At 42.2% G+C, this 17,704-nt stretch carries 19 protein-coding genes; 2 read left to right on the forward strand and 17 right to left on the reverse strand.

Going from position 1 to position 17,704, the window contains the following annotated elements; all coding sequences use genetic code 11:
- Nucleotides 1–67: 67 nt before the first annotated feature.
- The 10 genes from rny to rpsT all read right to left on the reverse strand — a co-directional run bounded on the left by rny (nucleotide 68) and on the right by rpsT (nucleotide 8,234).
- On the reverse strand, nucleotides 68–1,630 hold the full coding sequence (gene rny / locus ACVW2L_RS14270) for a ribonuclease Y (protein ID WP_457128635.1): 1,563 nt from the start codon (nucleotides 1,628–1,630) through the stop codon (nucleotides 68–70).
- A gap of 300 nt (nucleotides 1,631–1,930) precedes the next feature.
- The gene (locus tag ACVW2L_RS14275; protein ID WP_377100259.1) at nucleotides 1,931–2,224 is read right to left on the reverse strand and encodes a cell division protein ZapA; all 294 of its coding nucleotides are present in this window, start codon (nucleotides 2,222–2,224) and stop codon (nucleotides 1,931–1,933) included.
- 22 nt (nucleotides 2,225–2,246) lie between these two features.
- Nucleotides 2,247–2,534 carry a hypothetical protein gene (locus ACVW2L_RS14280; protein ID WP_457128636.1) on the reverse strand — a complete coding sequence of 96 codons (288 nt, stop codon included), beginning with the start codon at nucleotides 2,532–2,534 and terminating at the stop codon, nucleotides 2,247–2,249.
- 45 nt (nucleotides 2,535–2,579) lie between these two features.
- Nucleotides 2,580–2,960: a four helix bundle protein gene (locus tag ACVW2L_RS14285; protein WP_457128637.1), complete on the reverse strand. Its 381-nt coding sequence runs from the start codon at nucleotides 2,958–2,960 to the stop codon at nucleotides 2,580–2,582.
- 37 nt (nucleotides 2,961–2,997) lie between these two features.
- Nucleotides 2,998–5,397, reverse strand: coding sequence for a phenylalanine--tRNA ligase subunit beta (pheT, locus tag ACVW2L_RS14290; protein WP_457128638.1), 2,400 nt, complete (start codon nucleotides 5,395–5,397; stop codon nucleotides 2,998–3,000).
- A 152-nt stretch (nucleotides 5,398–5,549) separates the two neighbouring features.
- Nucleotides 5,550–5,765 carry a hypothetical protein gene (locus ACVW2L_RS14295; RefSeq protein ID WP_457128639.1) on the reverse strand — a complete coding sequence of 72 codons (216 nt, stop codon included), beginning with the start codon at nucleotides 5,763–5,765 and terminating at the stop codon, nucleotides 5,550–5,552.
- Nucleotides 5,766–5,912: 147 nt separating this feature from the next.
- On the reverse strand, nucleotides 5,913–6,662 hold the full coding sequence (locus tag ACVW2L_RS14300; RefSeq protein ID WP_457128640.1) for an SDR family oxidoreductase: 750 nt from the start codon (nucleotides 6,660–6,662) through the stop codon (nucleotides 5,913–5,915).
- Between the two features lie 120 nt (nucleotides 6,663–6,782).
- Nucleotides 6,783–7,070: an ArsR/SmtB family transcription factor gene (locus ACVW2L_RS14305; RefSeq protein ID WP_457128641.1), complete on the reverse strand. Its 288-nt coding sequence runs from the start codon at nucleotides 7,068–7,070 to the stop codon at nucleotides 6,783–6,785.
- 85 nt (nucleotides 7,071–7,155) lie between these two features.
- The gene (radC, locus tag ACVW2L_RS14310; RefSeq protein WP_457128642.1) at nucleotides 7,156–7,854 is read right to left on the reverse strand and encodes a RadC family protein; all 699 of its coding nucleotides are present in this window, start codon (nucleotides 7,852–7,854) and stop codon (nucleotides 7,156–7,158) included.
- A gap of 125 nt (nucleotides 7,855–7,979) precedes the next feature.
- Entirely contained in the window at nucleotides 7,980–8,234 is a 255-nt protein-coding gene (gene rpsT, locus ACVW2L_RS14315; protein ID WP_457128643.1) for a 30S ribosomal protein S20, read from the reverse strand.
- Nucleotides 8,235–8,371: 137 nt separating this feature from the next.
- On the opposite strand from rpsT, the gene ACVW2L_RS14320 reads away from it, so the two are divergent.
- Both ACVW2L_RS14320 and ACVW2L_RS14325 read left to right on the forward strand, forming a co-directional pair.
- On the forward strand, nucleotides 8,372–9,334 hold the full coding sequence (locus ACVW2L_RS14320) for a zinc dependent phospholipase C family protein (RefSeq protein ID WP_457128644.1): 963 nt from the start codon (nucleotides 8,372–8,374) through the stop codon (nucleotides 9,332–9,334).
- 2 nt (nucleotides 9,335–9,336) lie between these two features.
- Nucleotides 9,337–10,056 carry a TMEM175 family protein gene (locus tag ACVW2L_RS14325; RefSeq protein WP_457128645.1) on the forward strand — a complete coding sequence of 240 codons (720 nt, stop codon included), beginning with the start codon at nucleotides 9,337–9,339 and terminating at the stop codon, nucleotides 10,054–10,056.
- A gap of 36 nt (nucleotides 10,057–10,092) precedes the next feature.
- Here the strand turns inward: ACVW2L_RS14325 and ACVW2L_RS14330 are convergent, their stop codons facing one another.
- From ACVW2L_RS14330 to ACVW2L_RS14360, 7 genes are all read right to left on the reverse strand, one after another.
- Nucleotides 10,093–10,734 (reverse strand): DedA family protein, encoded by a 642-nt coding sequence (locus ACVW2L_RS14330; RefSeq protein WP_457128646.1) that lies wholly within the window; start codon nucleotides 10,732–10,734, stop codon nucleotides 10,093–10,095.
- A gap of 48 nt (nucleotides 10,735–10,782) precedes the next feature.
- Nucleotides 10,783–11,511, reverse strand: a complete 729-nt coding sequence (locus ACVW2L_RS14335) for a DUF4397 domain-containing protein (RefSeq protein ID WP_457128647.1) — start codon at nucleotides 11,509–11,511, stop codon at nucleotides 10,783–10,785.
- 1 nt (nucleotide 11,512) lies between these two features.
- The gene (locus tag ACVW2L_RS14340; RefSeq protein ID WP_457128648.1) at nucleotides 11,513–12,181 is read right to left on the reverse strand and encodes a DUF4397 domain-containing protein; all 669 of its coding nucleotides are present in this window, start codon (nucleotides 12,179–12,181) and stop codon (nucleotides 11,513–11,515) included.
- 113 nt (nucleotides 12,182–12,294) lie between these two features.
- A complete protein-coding gene (gene dnaN, locus ACVW2L_RS14345; protein WP_457128649.1) occupies nucleotides 12,295–13,419 on the reverse strand; it encodes a DNA polymerase III subunit beta in 1,125 nt (374 codons plus the stop codon).
- 37 nt (nucleotides 13,420–13,456) lie between these two features.
- The gene (gldG, locus tag ACVW2L_RS14350; protein ID WP_457128650.1) at nucleotides 13,457–15,856 is read right to left on the reverse strand and encodes a gliding motility-associated ABC transporter substrate-binding protein GldG; all 2,400 of its coding nucleotides are present in this window, start codon (nucleotides 15,854–15,856) and stop codon (nucleotides 13,457–13,459) included.
- Between the two features lie 599 nt (nucleotides 15,857–16,455).
- Nucleotides 16,456–16,953, reverse strand: a complete 498-nt coding sequence (locus tag ACVW2L_RS14355; RefSeq protein WP_457128651.1) for a hypothetical protein — start codon at nucleotides 16,951–16,953, stop codon at nucleotides 16,456–16,458.
- Nucleotides 16,954–16,972: 19 nt separating this feature from the next.
- Entirely contained in the window at nucleotides 16,973–17,686 is a 714-nt protein-coding gene (locus ACVW2L_RS14360; protein WP_457128652.1) for an ATP-binding cassette domain-containing protein, read from the reverse strand.
- Nucleotides 17,687–17,704 lie beyond the last annotated feature (18 nt).

Below are 17,704 nucleotides of genomic sequence, written 5' to 3' on the forward strand. Positions count from 1 at the left end.
TACAGATCAAGCTGCTTAATTAGTGGGATGCTGAAACAAGTTCAGCATGACGTTGTCGATAATAATCTTACTTGGCAAACGCTACCGAACGAGTCTCTCTGATAACCGTTACTTTGATCTGGCCCGGATAGGTCATTTCAGTTTGGATACGGTTAGAGATATCGGCAGCTAAAGTCTCAGACTGTGCGTCGCTTATCTTTTCGCTTTCTACAACAACGCGCAACTCACGACCGGCTTGTATAGCGAAAGTTTTCTCAACACCAGGGTATGACATTGCCAATTCTTCCAGTTCTTTCAAACGTTTAATGTAGCTTTCAACCACCTCGCGGCGTGCACCAGGGCGCGCACCTGATATAGCATCACAAACTTGTATAATAGGCGATAACATCGAGGTCATTTCCACCTCGTCGTGGTGAGCGCCAATAGCGTTACAAACTTCAGGGTGTTCTTTATACTTTTCGGCTAACTGCATACCTAAAATTGCGTGTGGCAATTCCGGGTTGTCATCAGGTACTTTACCAATATCGTGAAGTAAGCCGGCACGTTTAGCTAATTTTACGTTAAGGCCCAATTCAGCCGCCATAGTAGCGCAGAAATTAGCTACCTCGCGCGAGTGCTGCAATAAGTTTTGTCCGTATGACGAACGGTAGCGCATGCGGCCAACCATTCTTATCAGTTCCGGGTGCAGGCCGCTGATACCTAAGTCGATCACGGTACGCTCGCCTATTTCAACAATTTCTTCCTCTATCTGCTTGCGGGTTTTGGCAACTACCTCTTCAATACGGGCAGGGTGAATACGTCCGTCAGTAACCAAACGGTGCATGGCCAGACGGGCAATCTCTCGACGTACCGGATCAAATCCCGACAGGATAATGGCCTCCGGCGTGTCGTCAACAATAATTTCAATACCGGTTGCGGCTTCCAGCGCACGGATGTTACGGCCCTCCCTACCTATGATACGGCCTTTGATCTCGTCGTTTTCTATATTAAAAATAGATACGGTGTTCTCAATAGCTGCTTCGGTAGCTGTGCGCTGTATGGTTTGTATAACTATCTTCTTGGCTTCTTTGGTAGCAGTTAGCTTAGCTTCGTCAACAATATCTTTTATCTGTGCCATGGCCTTGCTGCGGGCATCCTCGCGCAGGTTGTCTACTAATTGATTTTTAGCTTCTTCAGCAGATAAACCGGCAATGGTTTCCAGCTGTTGTACGTGCTGATTTTTTAAAACTTCAACCTCTTCCTGTTTCTTAACAGCAAGTTCAGTTTGACGTTCCAGGTTTTTACGGGTATTATCCAGCTCGTTCTCTTTGCGGGTGATGTTCTCTAAACGTTGGTTGTACGATTGTTCTTTTTGCTTAACACCGTTTTCGCGCTGATTGATCTCGTTGTTCTTACTGTTTATCTCCTGTTCATGTTCAGCTTTCATTTGCAAGAAACGCTCTTTAGCTTCCAGCAATTTGTTCTTCCTTAATATCTCTGCGTCATTTTCTCCATCCTTCAGTATCTTTTTTACTTTTAGCTGAGCGGCTGCTTCCTGATCTTTAAAAAGCTTTCTCAGCAGGAACCGTCCTATAACGATGCCCGACGGGATGCCTATCAGCAGCCCGATAATTACATATAATATATTCATTCTTGTTTGTTAGGTTATATAAAAAAAAACCGCGATTAAACTTCAAGCTCATGTATTTGAAAAACTTCTGCAGATACTTTGGGACCATGAGTTACCGTTAATACTGTATAGTAACGCATGCTCTCTTTGATCCTTTGATATTGAAGTGTTAAGTTTTCAATAGTGAACTCAAAATTTAACCGCGGTTAAATCTTAATTACTCGTTTTTAAGCTGAAGCTGAAAGACAAAGCTAAAAGCCAACCTTTACAGCGCTTTATGCTTTTTACCTTTTTGCTTTTCGCTTATATTAAAGAACGTTATTACTGTTTTGAAAAAAAGTCGTTCAGCAATTTATCTAACTGATAAGTTTTCTCGGCCACCTCTGTATCTTCAAAAGTAACTTTCTTTTCTGCTTTTAATGATGATGTGGCGTAATGCAACACACTCATAGCCAACAGATCCTGCTTATCTCTAACCGCGTAATTTTCCTGATATTCCTTTATACGGTCGTTTATTAACTTAGCTGCCCTACGTATTATTTCTTCCTCTTCCATGTTCACCTTTAAAGGGTAAACTCTGTCAGCAATATTTATTTTTATTGAGATTTCTCCCATTTGAGCTTGTTCACTTTTTGCATTACTTTTTCAGCAATACAATACACTTGTCTATTTCCTGCACAAATTCGTTAATTTTTTGTTTAATGTCAACACTTTTTTCATTTGTTTCTGAAAATGACTTGGCTAACTTCAACGCCCTCAACTTTTCGTCGAGCTCTTTGGTCTTGTTTTTACTTGCATTAAAGGCAACCGACAGTGATTCATTCTCCAGTTTAAGCAAGTCATTCTCCTCCTGCAAAGCAGTACACAGCTCTATTAGTCGCTGTGCTTTATCAAGAACTTTATCTAAAGTTGCTGCTGTTGACATTAGTTGATTAGTTGACTGGTTGATTAGAGACTAGTTATTATTATTTTATTTGTCTGTGAGTTTTTGCTTTGATTGGTTACGCAAATAGTTAATATAACCGTTTATCATTTTAGCGCATTCATCGCAATCGGCTTTGAACTTTTCAAACGTAACTTCGCTTATGTACTTATTATCAAAAGCAATTATCAAATGATCAATTGTTTCTATCATGGAGCCCCTTGCATTTAGCAGAAACTTCGCCTCATCTGCGTAATGAAATCTGCCATACCCCTCCGCAATGTTATTTCCTACTGATCTGGAAGACCGGATGATTTGATCGCTCAATCTATATTTTTCTTCCACAGGAAAAGATTTAGTTAATTCAAAGATGCTGTTTCGTAAAATTCTTGATTTTTTCCAAACCTCTAAATCCGAAAATGAACTCATGCTAAGTCTAATCTCTAATCAACTAATCTCTGATCAACTACTTCCTTATCTCCGCTCCTGCTTCCTTCTCTAAGTTATACATTATTTTTTGCATAACGCTTTCAATAGCTTTATCAGTCAGGGTTTTTTCTGCATCCTGCAAAACAAAGCTAAGCGCGTATGATTTTTTTCCCGCGGGCAGCTTATCGCCTTCGTAAACATCAAAAATATCCACCTGTGCCAATAGCTTACGCTCCGTACGCTGAGCTACGCGTTTTAGCTGATCAAACGTTACGGCTTTATCTACCAACATAGACAAATCGCGTTTTACAGAAGGGAACTTAGATATTTCGCGGTAAACAATTTTGTTCTTTTTAACGATCTGCACGATCTGGTCAAAGCTAAAATCAGCGTAAAAAACTTCGCGGTCCACATTGGCTTTCTTCAAAGCCTCTTTAGCTACAGCGCCAAACTTAACCAGCGTTTTGCCATTTTTAATATAGTTTAGTCCATAAGCCATTTTTTTGCAGGTGTAATCCTCCAACGTAGTGTCGGTAATATTCAGTTTCTGCAAAATGCCGTCAACTATGGCCTTTAAATTATAGAACGACGATTGTTGAGCCTTTTTACTCCATTGTGCTGGCGCAGCATCGCCAGTTATAAATATCGCGAAGCGTTGGCTCTCTACATACTTATCCTCGTTGATGCTATAAACCTTGCCATACTCGTACAGCTTAAGATCAGCGGCCTGGCGGTTCTGGTTATAGGCTATAGCTTCTAAACCAGAGTAAAGCATAGTTTGGCGCATAACGTCCAGATCAGAACTTAATGGGTTCAATATTTTAACTGCGGACTCAAGCTTATCAGAATAAACAGATTTGGTAAGCGAGTTAGATAAGATTTCGTTAAAGCCATTTGCAGTAAGCAGATCGCTCAACAAATTCTGAACGGTATCCTTTTCAGGTCGCTGCGAGGTGCTTAATGACGCGCGAACCTGCGTAGGAATATGAATGTTATTATAACCGTAAATGCGAAGTATATCTTCAATCACGTCTACATCACGGGTTACATCTACACGATAAGGTGGTATCAACAACGATAGTCCTTCTACAGTTTCGTTAACTATCTGCATTTCCAAACCGGTAACAATGGCTTTAATTTCTTCGTGCGGTATTTGCTGACCGATCAGTCTATCTACATTTTTATACGGCAGCTCAACAGCGAACGGTTGAACCGGCTCCGGGTAAAGGTCGATAATATCTGACGATATGATTCCGCCCGCAACTTCCTTGATCAATAAGGCAGCGCGTTTCAATGCAAAAACAGGCATATCCGGATCCGTGCCCCGCTCAAAGCGGAAAGAAGCGTCAGTTTTTAAGCCGTGGCGCTTAGCGGTTTTGCGTACCGAAACAGAATTGAAATAAGCACTCTCTAAAAATATAGCGGTAGTTTTTTCTGTAACGCCAGAATCAATGCCGCCAAACACACCGGCAATACACATCGGCGCTTCGGCGTTGCAGATCATCAGATCATCGGCAGATAGCTTGCGCTCTACATCATCCAATGTTTTAAATAAGGTGCCTTCTGCGCAGTTTTTCACAACCACTTTGCCGCCTTTAATAGCATCTGCATCAAAAGCGTGTAGCGGCTGCCCTAAATCGTGCAACACGTAGTTGGTAACGTCAACAATATTATTGATACTTCTTACACCTATAACAGCTAAGCGCTCTTTTAACCATTGTGGCGATTCCTTTACCTCAATACCCGAAATAGTTAAACCTGCATAACGCGGACTTGCAGCGGCGTTCTCTACCACTACCTCAATAACGCGATCATTATTATCAACTTTAAAGGCTGATACATCAGGCCGTGTTACGGTAGTTTTCAGAAATGCTGCAATATCGCGGGCCGTACCCAGATGTGATGTGGCATCAGCACGGTTTGGTGTTAAGCCGATCTCGTACATATAGTCATCGTTCAGCTTAAAATATTCCTTGGCGGGTGTGCCAACTATAGCATCATCAGCCAAAACCATTATACCTGCATGGCCTGTTCCTAAGCCAATCTCGTCGTTGGCGCAGATCATGCCTTCGGATACTTCGCCTCTTATTTTTGATTTATTTATAGCGAAAGGCTCGCCTACTGTTGGGTGTACAGTTGTGCCAACGGTGGCAACTACCACCTTTTGGCCTGCGGCTACGTTGGGTGCGCCGCAAACAATTTGCAGATCGGCACCTGTGCCTACATCAACTTTAGTTATGCTTAACCTATCAGCATTGGGGTGCTGGGCACGCTCTTTCACATAGCCAATTACCAAACCTTCTAATCCACCGGGAACAGCCTGCACTTTGTCCAGGCTTTCTACCTCAAGGCCGGTGCCGGTAAGTATGGTTGATATCTCCTGCGGAGTTTTTTCGGTTTGGATAAATTCTTTAAGCCAATTATATGATATCTTCATTATTGCGGAACGATAATCGGCAAAGATAGTCGTTTGCAGGTGAAAGCTAAAAGGTAAAAGCTGAAAGGTTGGTTGATTTGCGATTTTAGATTTACGAATTACGATTGATGGCTTTTAGACCCAAATCGTAATTCGTATGTCGTAGATCCTAATTATTCATCGTCAGACGGCGCGTCATCTAAGTTCAGCGTATATGATGATTCTGAAGCATCATAAGCCTGGTTTAGGGCATCAGTCTCGTCAACCTCGCCGGCTTCGTACTCAACGTCCTCGTCAAGGCCTATGGAGTGAATGTCCTGTTGACTGGTTTGTTCTACTTCTCCTGGTTCTGAATCGTCTGGTAATAGTTCGTCGTCTGGTGTTATCATGGCTTGTTGTTTATTGGTTAACCCTATAAAGTTAGTGTTGTTTCAAGTAAACGTATATAATTATATTTCAAAAAAAAGAGGGGTCACCTATACGGTGATCCCCCAAAAAACTTTTACCTTTTAGTTTTTACCTTTTATCTCAAAAAATTAAAATCTGCTAAAACCGCCATCCAGTACCAAATCACCGCCAACCATAAATTTTGAATCGTCTGATGCAAGGTACAGGTAACCTTCGGCTATTTCTTCCACGTTACCAATACGTTTTATCGGGGTCAGTTCAGCCATATACGCTTTCATGCCGTCAACTTCTTCAGCGGTTCCGCCGTTCCTGCCGAATATTGGTGTTTCAACCGGGCCGGGAGAGAGCACATTAACGCGGATTTTTCTGTCGAGCAATGATTGTGATAAGCTCCTGGCCAATGAGGTGGTTGCTGCTTTGGTAGCCGCGTACACCGCCGCGTCGCCAAAAGCTTTATTACTTACTGCTGATGACGTAATGATAATTGAAGCGCCATCCTTCAAGTAAGGCAATGCCTTTTGCACCGAGAAAAACGCGCCTTTAAAATTGATGTCGCTTAACTGATCGAAAACTTCTTCAGTAAGATCCGCCAAAGGCGCACCGGCATAAACACCAGCGTTAACTACCAGCACGTCAATTTTACCAAACGCTTCGGTTACTTTTTCGTACGCCGGCGCAATGCTGCTCACGTCAGACACGTCACTTATAAAACCTATGGCGCCTTCGCCTATTTCGGTTATAGCAGAATCAAGCGTTGTTTTGTTACGGCCGGTAATGGCAACCTTGGCGCCTTGCTGTGCATATAATTTAGCTGCCGCTAATCCTATACCGCTGTTACCACCGGTAACTACGGCAACTTTGTTTTCTAACTTTTTCATTTATTTATATATTTAAATTTTTCGATATTTTATAGAATAATGTTTCCATTAAATCCGATGCAAATATAAATACATTAAATTGATATATCGAAATATTTCGATTAATATTTTTAATTTTTTTTAGGCGCTTAACACGCCAAGAAATTTAATGTAGGCATCCAGTACATCTTTATTAACCCGGTAGCGTACATTACGGCCGTCTTTCTCTGTAAGTAGCAGATCCGCGTCCACTAATTGACTAATGTGATGAGATATGGTTGACTGCGCCAATTCAATATTTTCCATCACACACGAACATTTTAGCCAATTGTTTTCGGCCTGGCATTTGGCCATTTCCATAATTTTTAAACGGTACGGGTCGCCCAACGCCTTTGATATCCGCTCTACTTTCTTTGCATCCAGTTCCATTGTGCAAATTTATCGATTATTTTCGATTTATGAAAATGCGTTGCTTTTAACAATAAGTCCGAGATTAAACACACCAAATCCGAAGTTACATTATCCCCTCATCTGCAAAGCTATAAAAGCCTTCGTTAGTGAATATGATATGATCCAGCACGTTGATTTCCAGCAGTCGACCTGCCGCTGTGATTTTCTTAGTAAGATCAATATCCAGTTGACTTGGCCTAAGAGTGCCCGATGGGTGATTGTGGCTAAGTATAATAGAAACCGCCTGATGCTGCAGCGCCACACTGAAAATTATCTTTGGGTCGGCCACCGTACCGGTTAAGCCACCCTTGCTTATAAGTTCTGTAGAGATAACTTTGCCGCCCTGGTTAAGTAAGATGATCCAAAACTCTTCATGACCCAGATCCATCAGGTGCCGGCGCATAACGTTGTAGCTGTCTTTGCTGCTGTTTATCTTTTCGGGTGCCTTTGTTTCGGTATCGTTCCGGCGGCGACCGATCTCTAAAGCGGCTATAATAGAAATTGCTTTAGCTTCGCCGATGCCTTTAAAGCGCGACAGCTCAACAACGGAAGCCTTACCCAGCTTGTTAAGATCGTTACCGTAATGATGAAGGATACGTTTACTAAGCTCCACTGCCGATTCAGTACGACTGCCCGACCCAATCAAAATGGCTATTAATTCAGCATCGGTTAGCGCGCGCCTGCCTTGGCCGTTTAACTTTTCGCGCGGGCGGTCTTCTTCCGCCCATGCCTTAATGCTTATTTTCTCCTGGTAAGGTTCCACAAGTTTAAGATACAAAAATTGTTTGAACTATGATTTTTAAGACAAAAAATCCTAAAAATCATGACACAAAAAAGGCGATGAGTATACATTCATCGCCTTTCTAAACCCGGAAGTTTAAAGTATGATTAGCTTAATCCGTTAACGAATTTAGTAAGCTTTGATTTATTGTTTGACGCTTTATTCTTGTGAATAACGTTCTTCTTAGCTAAACGGTCAAGCATAGATATCACTTTAGATAAAAGAGCGCTTGCATCAGCTTTGCTGGTGCTGGTTCTTAATTTCTTAATTGCGTTTCTGGTTGTTTTTGCCTGATAACGGTTACGCAGACGCTTCGCAGCGTTTGACCTGATCCTTTTTAATGATGATTTATGATTTGCCATTGTAGCTCTATTCTTTCTGTTCTTATTTAAGGACTGCAAATATATGACGTTTTAATTTAAAAACAAATGTCTTTTTTAAATTAGTTTTATCTTTAAAAACCAGTAATTTACTGCATTTAACTACAGCCAATTTTAAAATGAAATTCGCCGCCCGTTTTATAGCGGGATCATTGCTTATTGTGGTATGTTCCTCCTGGGGCTTTTTTGCGCATTACCGCATTAACCGGCTGGCTGTTTTTATTTTGCCCAAGGCTATGGCAGGCTTCTACAAAGCCAACATTGGTTTTATAACCGAACATGCCATTAGCGCCGACAAACGCCGTTACGTAGACTCTACAGAAGCTCCGCGACACTTTCTGAACGCTGACCGCTATGGTAAAAAACCGTTTACAGCCATACCCCGCAAATGGACGGATGCGGCAAAAAAATATTCCGCCGATACATTAAATAAATACGGCACGGTTCCATGGGCCATTCAGTTTCAGTATTACCGTTTGGTTGAAGCATTTAAAAATCATGATACCACTGCCATATTAACCGCCTCGGCAAATTTAGGGCATTATGTGGCGGATGCCCACGTACCGTTGCATCTGCACAGCAATTACAACGGTCAGCTAAGCCACCAGGATGGCATACACGCGCTATGGGAAAGCCGCCTGCCCGAACTTTTTGCAGCCAATTACAACTGTTATGCAGGTAAAGCACGGTACATTGAAAACCCGCTTACCGGGGCATTCAAGATCTGCCGAATGTCTTTTAGCAATGCCGATTCTGTTTTACGACTGGAGCGGCAGCTTAACAGAACCTTCCCTTCCCTAAAGAAATATACTATGACCGTGCGCGGAACGCGCAAGGTAAAAGATTACTCCGTGACCTATAGTAGCGCTTATCAAAAACTTTTGCGGGGGATGGTGCAACGCCGTATGCGGTCGGCAGTATTATCTGTTGGGAGTTATTGGTATTCGGCCTGGGTAGATGCGGGGCAGCCTGACCTGAATAAATTCATTACGGAGCCATTAAGTAAAGTAGATCGTTTAAAAATTCAAAAAGAAGAAAGTATATTTAAGGCAGGAAAGATAGCGACCTTTAACAGTAACTGATAATGCTAAGAACAAAAGCTGCCAAACTACAGTCAGGTGAAATTGCCTGGCGCAGTCACGAACCCTCTCGATTGGAAACATTTAGCGATGCCGTATTTGCATTTGCGCTGACGCTCATTATCCTGTCAATAGAAGTGCCCAAATCATTCGAAGAGTTAATTGAAATAATGAGCGGCACACTTAGCTTCGCTGCCTGCTTTGCGATACTGTTCAATATATGGAACAGTCAAAATATGTTTTTCAGAAGGTACGGTGTTAACGACTCTTATACTATATTCCTTAACGCGGTACTGCTTTTTGTGGTGCTGGTGTATGCCTTCCCACTTAAATTTTTATGTGATCTTTTACTTGTCGGAAACAAATACCATGAGGGTGGAAAGGAGCTAATTAAACTAAACCGCGAACAAATACAACCATTGATGCTGATCTACAGCACCGGCTTTTTTACCATTTATCTTTTGTTTTACCTGATGTACAGCCACGTTAAAAAATTTGTTGTCGAGCTTGAGCTAACCGCTTCAGAAATATGGGAAACCAAAACTTTAACAAATATCAACCTGATATGTATGGGCATTTGTGCGCTATCTATAGCGACTGCTCTTATTTTCCCTGAACATGCAGGTATGTCAGGATGTATTTATTTTCTGTTTCCCTTCGCGTATTCGGGATGGTTTAGTTACAGAGGTAAAAAAAAGCGGAAAATTTTTGTTACAACTGCTTAGCACGAGTACGGATGTAAATAATGACGAAAGTAGAATTTACTTTTTTATTTTGCTTTTTACTGCTGCCACTATTGGTGGAATCAGGGATACTGCAATAATACCAAGGCCTATGAGTGAAAAGTGCGCTTTAAAAAATGGGATGTTGCCCAGCATAAAGCCCGCAAACAAGAAGATCACAATCCACGTTACGCCGCCAATAACATTATATATTGTATAGCGCCCAAAAGGCATCTTACCCACGCCTGCCACAAAAGGTGCTATAGTGCGTATTATAGGCATAAACCTGCTGAAAATTACAGCCTTTCCGCCATGTTTCTCAAAAAAAGCATGAGTTTGATTGTAATACTCCAGTTTAAGTATGCGGTTATTGGGTTTAAATACTTTGTCGCCTAATATCTTACCCAATGTATAGTTAACCGTATTGCCGCTAATGGCCGCCACAATTAATATCAGCGATAGCAGATAGATATCTAAACCTGTGTTGCCGCCTGCAATCAGCGCCCCTGCTGCAAATAGCAAGGAATCGCCCGGGAGGAATGGGGTTACCACAAAGCCGGTCTCGGCGAAAATTATTACAAATAAAATTAAATACGTCCAACCCTGATACTGGCTGATAATGGCCGACAGGTGTGTATCTATATGAAGAATAAAATCGATAAGGTGCTTAATCAGTTCCAAGGGCTTTGTATGTTTTGGGCAAAAATATAAATATATATGGGTAAAGCCTTATTTGTTGGCTATAACTCCTGCGCCAAATGCCGCAGAATCCGTACGTCCCACCATTCCATAAGAATATATGGTGTATAACTTGCCGTCCTGCACACTTAGCACAGGCAGCGTTTTTAAAACATTGGTAGGTGCCCCGGTTGGTGATATTTTAAACTCGTAACTGCCTGGTGCCATTTCTATAAACTTTGAAACACTTTTATAAACACGGTTGGTAAAGGCCGTAGTACCATTAGCTGTAACGTTTAAACCTGCAGAACGTGGCGAAGCATTCACAAATCTTACTTTGCCACGGCCCGGTGTGCTTGTTGATGAGGTGTCAGTGGTAAAAATTCCGGTTACGGTTGAATCTATCCGCAGGCCGGTAACAAACAAAGTATATTTGGTATTTGCCTTAAGCAAGGTATCTAATGATACCAGGTTGGCTGTAGATACGTTAGCCAGGGCCGATCGTATTTGCAAAGGTGTATCAACAGATGCCATTGAAAAATAACCCGACGGAGATGGATAACTATAAGAAATATTCCTTTTTACAAAACCCACCCAAAGGTTTATAGGGCGCAGATCGGGACTGAGATTAACCACCTGAAACTGGATATTTGCGCCTACCGGAATAACACTATTAGATTTTCCACAAGAGATGATGCCCGACATTAACAACAGCCCGGCAAAACACGCAAACAGCCATGCTATTCCCTTTTGCCTGATAAGTAGTAATGCCGATCTCATTTTATCTGTTGGTTATTAATTTAACGCCTAATGCGTTGTCACCTGTTCCGGTTGCTGTGCCCTTTGTAAATAACGTATAAACGCGCTGCTCGGCTAACGTTAAATCGCCTTGTGCTATGGGTACAGGGTTTCCAGTCTCGTACAACTCATAATGATTTTTACCTGCGGTCATCTTAACAAAACCGGTAACTGTTTTAAAGCCAAGGTTGTTATAGCTAAAGTTGCTGCCTATTTTAATATCAAAACTTTTTCCCGGCGATGAATTAACAAACCTTATTTCAATATCGTTATTGGCCAAAAATACATCTTTTGTTAAAAACACACGGTCGGTAGCACTACCGCCAATAAAAAACGAATAAACACCTGTAATATCCAACGTCATAGGTAAACTGAGCAAAACATCCGGCTTACCATCTTTTTTTAGCTGATACTGATGCTCGCCGGCCAGCACCCTCAAATAACCTAATGAGCCGCCCGGGTAAAAGCTCGAACTATAATTAAAGCGGGTTCCATTCTGAAAAATATTAAGGGTATCGGCAGAGGCATTTACCACGTTTATCAATGCAGGTTCACCGGTATCCGGCGGCAGATCGGCATTCATTTTCTTGCATGAACATACTATACATGCCAGTAGTGCAATCAATATTAATATGCCGGTTTTATTCGTCATGGGCAGTCAATTGCTATTTAACTTACAATTGTGGCTTTTGTTATCTGCGTTTAACAAAAAAGTCCGGTTTTTATACCGGACTTAGATTTTGGATCTATAATTTAAGTTTACACTTAAGCATAACTATTAAGCATCACCGGCATAACCAGCATCAGCACGTCTTCGTTCTCATCCCCTCCCTGCGGCAGTAATAAACCTGCCCTGTTTGGCGAAGACATCTCCAAAGATACTTCTTCTCCACTTAAGTTCTTTAACATTTCTATCAAAAATCTCGCATTAAAACCAATTTCCATATCGGTTCCTTCGTACTGACAGCTTAAGCGCTCGTGGGCCTCGTTTGCAAAGTCAATATCTTCTGACGAAATGTGCAGCTCACTGCCGGTTATTTTTAACCTAACCTGATGAGTTGTCTTATTAGCATATATAGCTACACGGCTTAACGATCCTAAAAACGCAAGGCGATCAATGCTTAGTTTGTTAGGATTGTTTTGCGGTATAACTGCTTCGTAATCCGGGTAGCGCTCGTCTATTAAACGGCAAACCAGGTTAATGTTATTAAATTTAAAAAATGCACTTGTGCTGTTGTACTCAACTGATACATTAACATCATCAGAAGGCAACGCCGACTTTAACAAGGCCAATGCTTTTTTAGGCAGAATGAATGATGTAACGCTTTCTGCCTTTGCATCAAGGCGGCGGTAACGCACCAGTTTGTGCGCATCAGTAGCCACAAAGGTTAAATATTGCGACGATAGCTGGCAGTAAACACCCGTCATAGCAGGGCGCAGTTCATCATTACTTACCGCGAAAATGGTTTTGTTTATTGCTTCTGATAAAACCGAAGCAGGCAGGTTTACTGATGAAGCGTTCTCTACAACCGGGATCTTCGGAAAATCCTCACCGTTCTCGCCGCTCAGTTTATATTTACCATCGCCGGCGTTTATTTCTATGGCAAAGGTGTTATCATCAACAGAAAAGGCAATAGGCTGCTCTGGTAATGATTTTAAAGTATCAAGCAAAATGCGCGATGGTATAGCTATGCGGCCATTCTCTTTTGCCTCCACGGTTAGTGTGGTGGTCATGCTGGTTTGCAGGTCTGTAGCCGAAATAGTTAAGTTTCCTTCTTTTATCTCGAACAAAAAGTTTTCCAATATCGGTAAAACCGTACTGCTGCTTAATGCCCCACTAACCGCCTGCAATTGCTTAAGTAAAGTTGATGTGGAAACTATAAATCTCATATATATAATTAATGATTAATTATCAAAAGTATAAAATTTAGCGGGCATACTTACGCCTGCGAATATAATGTTGAAAAATAGCAAATATTAACACTAATAGCAAGGGCACAATGGTGTTAATAAGCTGCCAAAACATCTTTTCTGTTTTGATACGAGCCCTGTCTAACAGTCGCAATTGTACTTCTTTATTACGCAGTTCTATCAGGCCCGAATCGTCAGTTAAGTAATCGGCAATGTTCAATAAAAGGTTTTTATTGCCAAAGGTTTGGTGTGTATAGCGATCATACCCTAACGGAAACGGTGAGCCGTCTGCTCCTACCTGGTTTTTAAACAGATCACCATCACTTACAATAATCATTTTAGTCGGAACGCTTTCGGCTGTTGTAGTAATGCCTGCCACCCCACCATCCGGCTGCGGCCGGTTTTTAAAGTTAGATGCAAACTTACCTTCCAGCAAAACACCTGTTATTTTGGGTTCGCTTTGAAAGGCTTTTGGGTCTGGTTGTTGCTCAATAGCCTGCAATGATAACAGGTGCGGAGCCTTTAGCTTCTTGTTATAGATGGATGATGTAAGCAGCATCGTTTTACGCACGTTCTTTATATCAAGCACGTCAATTGTAGAGGGGAATTCGCTATAAATACCATCCAGGTTTTTCACAATAGGATGCTTTGACCAGGGTACAAATACCGGGTAGAACAGCCAGGGCACCAACTGTATTTGCGCCTGCCCGCCCACGTTCCCTGTGCTTACCGGTATTTGTGCACTGTTTACGTCGGCTATCAGATCGTAGTTGATGCGCACGCCGTAAACAAACAGTTGGTCGTCCAAATTCAGCTGCCTCGGGAATGCCATTTGCTCGTCGCCGTGGCCGCGCATACTATCCAGTTCGGCGCTTACCTGGTCAATGGCCCACAGCACGCGGCCACCACGCATAATATATTGATCCAGCTTAAATTTTTCGGCCTCGGTAAATGCCTTTGCGGGCTTGGCTATTACCAGCATTTTAATGTTTTGCAAGCTGTCAAACGGAATGTTTTTCAGATCCACCCGACCAACCAAAAAACCGTCAGACAGGCTGGCCATGGCATCATTTAGCTGGCCGTCATTTAGCTCATCATGTCCGGTGGTAAAACCAATGGCTGATGTACCACCGCTGCTCACCTTTTTTATACCTGAAACAAACGCGTACTCCAGGTTTTGAATAGAATTATTAATCACTTCGTCTGCCGACAGGCCCATCTCACGTTGCTGGTAGAGGAGTTTAACCGGCACGTTCCTTCCCTTGCTTGACAACATCGCAGCCGGAACAATTACCTGCTGATTCATGCCATTCTCTGTAGCTACACCTAAATTAGTAGGCTCAAGTCCCCAGGCTTGTAGTTTTGTTATGGTTTGCTCCTGCTGCTCCGCCGTTTGCCCGGCAAGCGGGTCAACAAACTCAAATTGCAGCTTGCTGCCGCTATAAGCTTGCAGGTCCGACAGCATGTCGCGGGTTTCGTTCTGTAAACGCTTCATCCCGCCGGTTAAATTGCCTTGCAGGTAGACAGTAACCTTAACATCAGCAGGCAGCTTGCTCAAAATATCGCGACTGGTTTGCGATATGGTATAGCGCTTCTCCTTAGTAAAATCAAATCGGGCAAAGGTGAATGCTGATATCAGCATCAGCACAATCAGGGTCGCCAATATTTGTAACAACGGTTCCTCGCGCAGACTTTTTTGCCTTTGGCGCAGCAGCACAAAAAGTGTGAGGCATAAAAAGAGACCTGTTAATACGATGAAATAAATCAGGTCGCGGGTATCTAATACACCCCGGCTTATAGACGTATAATGTTGTGTAATACCCAGCCGCTGCACGCCAAAACTTTGCAGCGAAAGCAAACCACTTAGAGAATCGAAACCACTATAAAAAAAGAAACAGGTAAACACAGCAATGATAAAAGCAATGATCTGGTTACCCGTAACTGCCGATGCAAACAGACCTATAGCCGCGAACGCGCCTCCCAACAAAAACAAACCGATGTATGAACCTATTACCGCTCCGGTATCAATATTACCTTGAATGGCCCCAAGCGTATATACCGAATAATAGTAAACCAGCGTTGGTAGCAAGGCAAACAGCACTATCAGCACTGCGGCCAGGTATTTACCCAATATTATTTGTAGATGGGTTAGCGGGCGTGTGGCCAGCAGTTCAAAAGTACCTTCGCGGCGCTCCTCGGCTATGGAGCGCATGGTAATGGCCGGCACCAGGAACATAAAAAGGTATGGCGCGGTATTAAACAAACTATCTAATCCGGCATAGCCGTAATCTAATATGCTTGAGTCTGGAAACACCCATAAAAAAAGGCCAAGTACTACCAAAAACACGCCTATGGTAAAATAAGCAACCAGCGAGCTGAGGTATTGAGTGATCTCTTTTTTTAAGATGGATAGCATATTAATAATGTAACGGCCGAAATTACAAATTAAAAATAATGAAGCCTTACTTTGTTGTTTTTAGCCATTTTACATGTCAAGCTTTACTAAACATCGCGATAGAGCGTTTCACGAACATATAATAACAAAAGAAACATTTGAAACACCCGAATTTTGTAAAAATCTATCTATCAGTTAGTTAAATAAATAAATGTTAGAAATATGAAACGCTTTGAAACAGACTTATTCGTCAGTACATTCAGCTGTAAAACGACAGTAATTGGCTGATTTAAAATAGTTTGAGGATTATTCACTTTCACGCTCATCGTGAAACGCTTTTTGAGTCGGCTATTGGCTTATCAGGGTGTATCAACTGCGAACAAATACCGTTCGGTTATGATACCATTCCTTGTTTGTCAAAAAATAAACTATTGATTTTAAGCAAATTAGTATATGGCATAATATTTACAAGAAGAGGTATGCACATATAGTTAGTTAAGCAAGTAGGCAACGGCGAGAGTAGATTATTCCATTATGTAATTTACTTCTTGCCTTGCAAGCTTGCATTATAAACCGTATTCGTCAAGTTAACGCCTGCCTTTCAATGAATGCAGCAAGTATTACAAACTGTAACCTAACCGCATAGCCACCTGGCTGATAGCACCGCCACTACCCGCCCAGCCTTCATACCGCACACCCAGATCAAACTTGTTAATGCTGCAAACCAGGCCGGGTGCGTAAACAAAGCGGGTACTGCGCCTGCCACGGATCTCAAATGCAGCGCCAATTTGCGCCTCGGCAAATAGCGGCCCCGCAAGTTTATATTTTACACCAAATTTTAATGGGGTAAATACAGGAGCAGGGGGTTTAATATTGGCACCAAGTAATGTGTTTTTTGCAGCCAGAGACGTGTACCCCAATGAAAAGGTGATGAATGTGTTATCATTTAGGGGGTTTTCTACTTTTAGTGAGCCGCCTATAGCAGATGCGAAATCGTCCGCAGAGAATCCAACTGGTATACCCGCATCAACGCCTATACTCATCCTGCTATCTTGTTGAGCAACGCACGTTAAGCTAATAACTGCAAAAAACAGGGTTGTAAAAACAAACTTTTTCATGCTGTTAACTTACGGGTATTTATGCCGCGTTATTGGTCAATTTTATAAATATCTTCTCTAACGAATCTGAACCATTGGCAGCCACCAAACCTGTTAGCGTATCATCAGCTACAATTTTTCCTTTATTAATGATGATTACCCTATCGCATATGGCCTCAACCTCCTGCATAATATGGGTTGATATAATAACGGTTTTTGTTTTACCCAAATCGCGGATCAGCTGCCTTATGCCTATTAACTGGTTTGGGTCAAGCCCCGAAGTTGGTTCGTCTAATATCAAAACCGGCGGATCATGCAAAATAGCCTGCGCCAAACCTACCCGTTGCCTGTAACCTTTTGAAAGCTGCCCTATCTTTTTGTGTTGTTCCTCGCCCAGGCCGGTAAGTTCAATAACTTCGGCAATGCGTTTAGCCGCCCCTTCAATTTTATGCAGGTCTGCAACAAAAGCAAGCGCTTCTTTTACGTACATACCTGTATAAAGTGGATTATTCTCTGGCAGATACCCAATATTGCTTCGCACCTGTAACGATTGCTTGTCCACGCTAAACCCGCAGATCTCTGCGCTGCCGGTGGTGGGCGGTAAAAAGCACGTAAGCATTTTCATGGTGGTTGACTTACCCGCGCCATTAGGCCCTAAAAAGCCCAGCACACCTAAATCTGCACTAAAAGAAATATCATTAACAGCTTTTTGTGTACCGTAAGTTTTGCTGAGATCCTTTACCTGAACGTTCATTGTTCAAATTTAGCCTTT

Source organism: Mucilaginibacter sp. HD30 (assembly GCF_054061755.1).

What these genes read in the sequence shown, in the direction of transcription:
- rny (WP_457128635.1), bottom strand. Translation starts at nt 1,630, where the DNA reads ATGAATATATTATATGTAATTATCGGGCTGCTGATAGGCATCCCGTCG.
- ACVW2L_RS14275 (WP_377100259.1), bottom strand. Translation starts at nt 2,224, where the DNA reads ATGGGAGAAATCTCAATAAAAATAAATATTGCTGACAGAGTTTACCCT.
- ACVW2L_RS14280 (WP_457128636.1), bottom strand. Translation starts at nt 2,534, where the DNA reads ATGTCAACAGCAGCAACTTTAGATAAAGTTCTTGATAAAGCACAGCGA.
- ACVW2L_RS14285 (WP_457128637.1), bottom strand. Translation starts at nt 2,960, where the DNA reads ATGAGTTCATTTTCGGATTTAGAGGTTTGGAAAAAATCAAGAATTTTA.
- pheT (WP_457128638.1), bottom strand. Translation starts at nt 5,397, where the DNA reads ATGAAGATATCATATAATTGGCTTAAAGAATTTATCCAAACCGAAAAA.
- ACVW2L_RS14295 (WP_457128639.1), bottom strand. Translation starts at nt 5,765, where the DNA reads ATGATAACACCAGACGACGAACTATTACCAGACGATTCAGAACCAGGA.
- ACVW2L_RS14300 (WP_457128640.1), bottom strand. Translation starts at nt 6,662, where the DNA reads ATGAAAAAGTTAGAAAACAAAGTTGCCGTAGTTACCGGTGGTAACAGC.
- ACVW2L_RS14305 (WP_457128641.1), bottom strand. Translation starts at nt 7,070, where the DNA reads ATGGAACTGGATGCAAAGAAAGTAGAGCGGATATCAAAGGCGTTGGGC.
- rpsT (WP_457128643.1), bottom strand. Translation starts at nt 8,234, where the DNA reads ATGGCAAATCATAAATCATCATTAAAAAGGATCAGGTCAAACGCTGCG.
- ACVW2L_RS14320 (WP_457128644.1), top strand. Translation starts at nt 8,372, where the DNA reads ATGAAATTCGCCGCCCGTTTTATAGCGGGATCATTGCTTATTGTGGTA.
- ACVW2L_RS14325 (WP_457128645.1), top strand. Translation starts at nt 9,337, where the DNA reads ATGCTAAGAACAAAAGCTGCCAAACTACAGTCAGGTGAAATTGCCTGG.
- ACVW2L_RS14335 (WP_457128647.1), bottom strand. Translation starts at nt 11,511, where the DNA reads ATGAGATCGGCATTACTACTTATCAGGCAAAAGGGAATAGCATGGCTG.
- ACVW2L_RS14340 (WP_457128648.1), bottom strand. Translation starts at nt 12,181, where the DNA reads ATGACGAATAAAACCGGCATATTAATATTGATTGCACTACTGGCATGT.
- dnaN (WP_457128649.1), bottom strand. Translation starts at nt 13,419, where the DNA reads ATGAGATTTATAGTTTCCACATCAACTTTACTTAAGCAATTGCAGGCG.
- gldG (WP_457128650.1), bottom strand. Translation starts at nt 15,856, where the DNA reads ATGCTATCCATCTTAAAAAAAGAGATCACTCAATACCTCAGCTCGCTG.
- ACVW2L_RS14355 (WP_457128651.1), bottom strand. Translation starts at nt 16,953, where the DNA reads ATGAAAAAGTTTGTTTTTACAACCCTGTTTTTTGCAGTTATTAGCTTA.
- ACVW2L_RS14360 (WP_457128652.1), bottom strand. Translation starts at nt 17,686, where the DNA reads ATGAACGTTCAGGTAAAGGATCTCAGCAAAACTTACGGTACACAAAAA.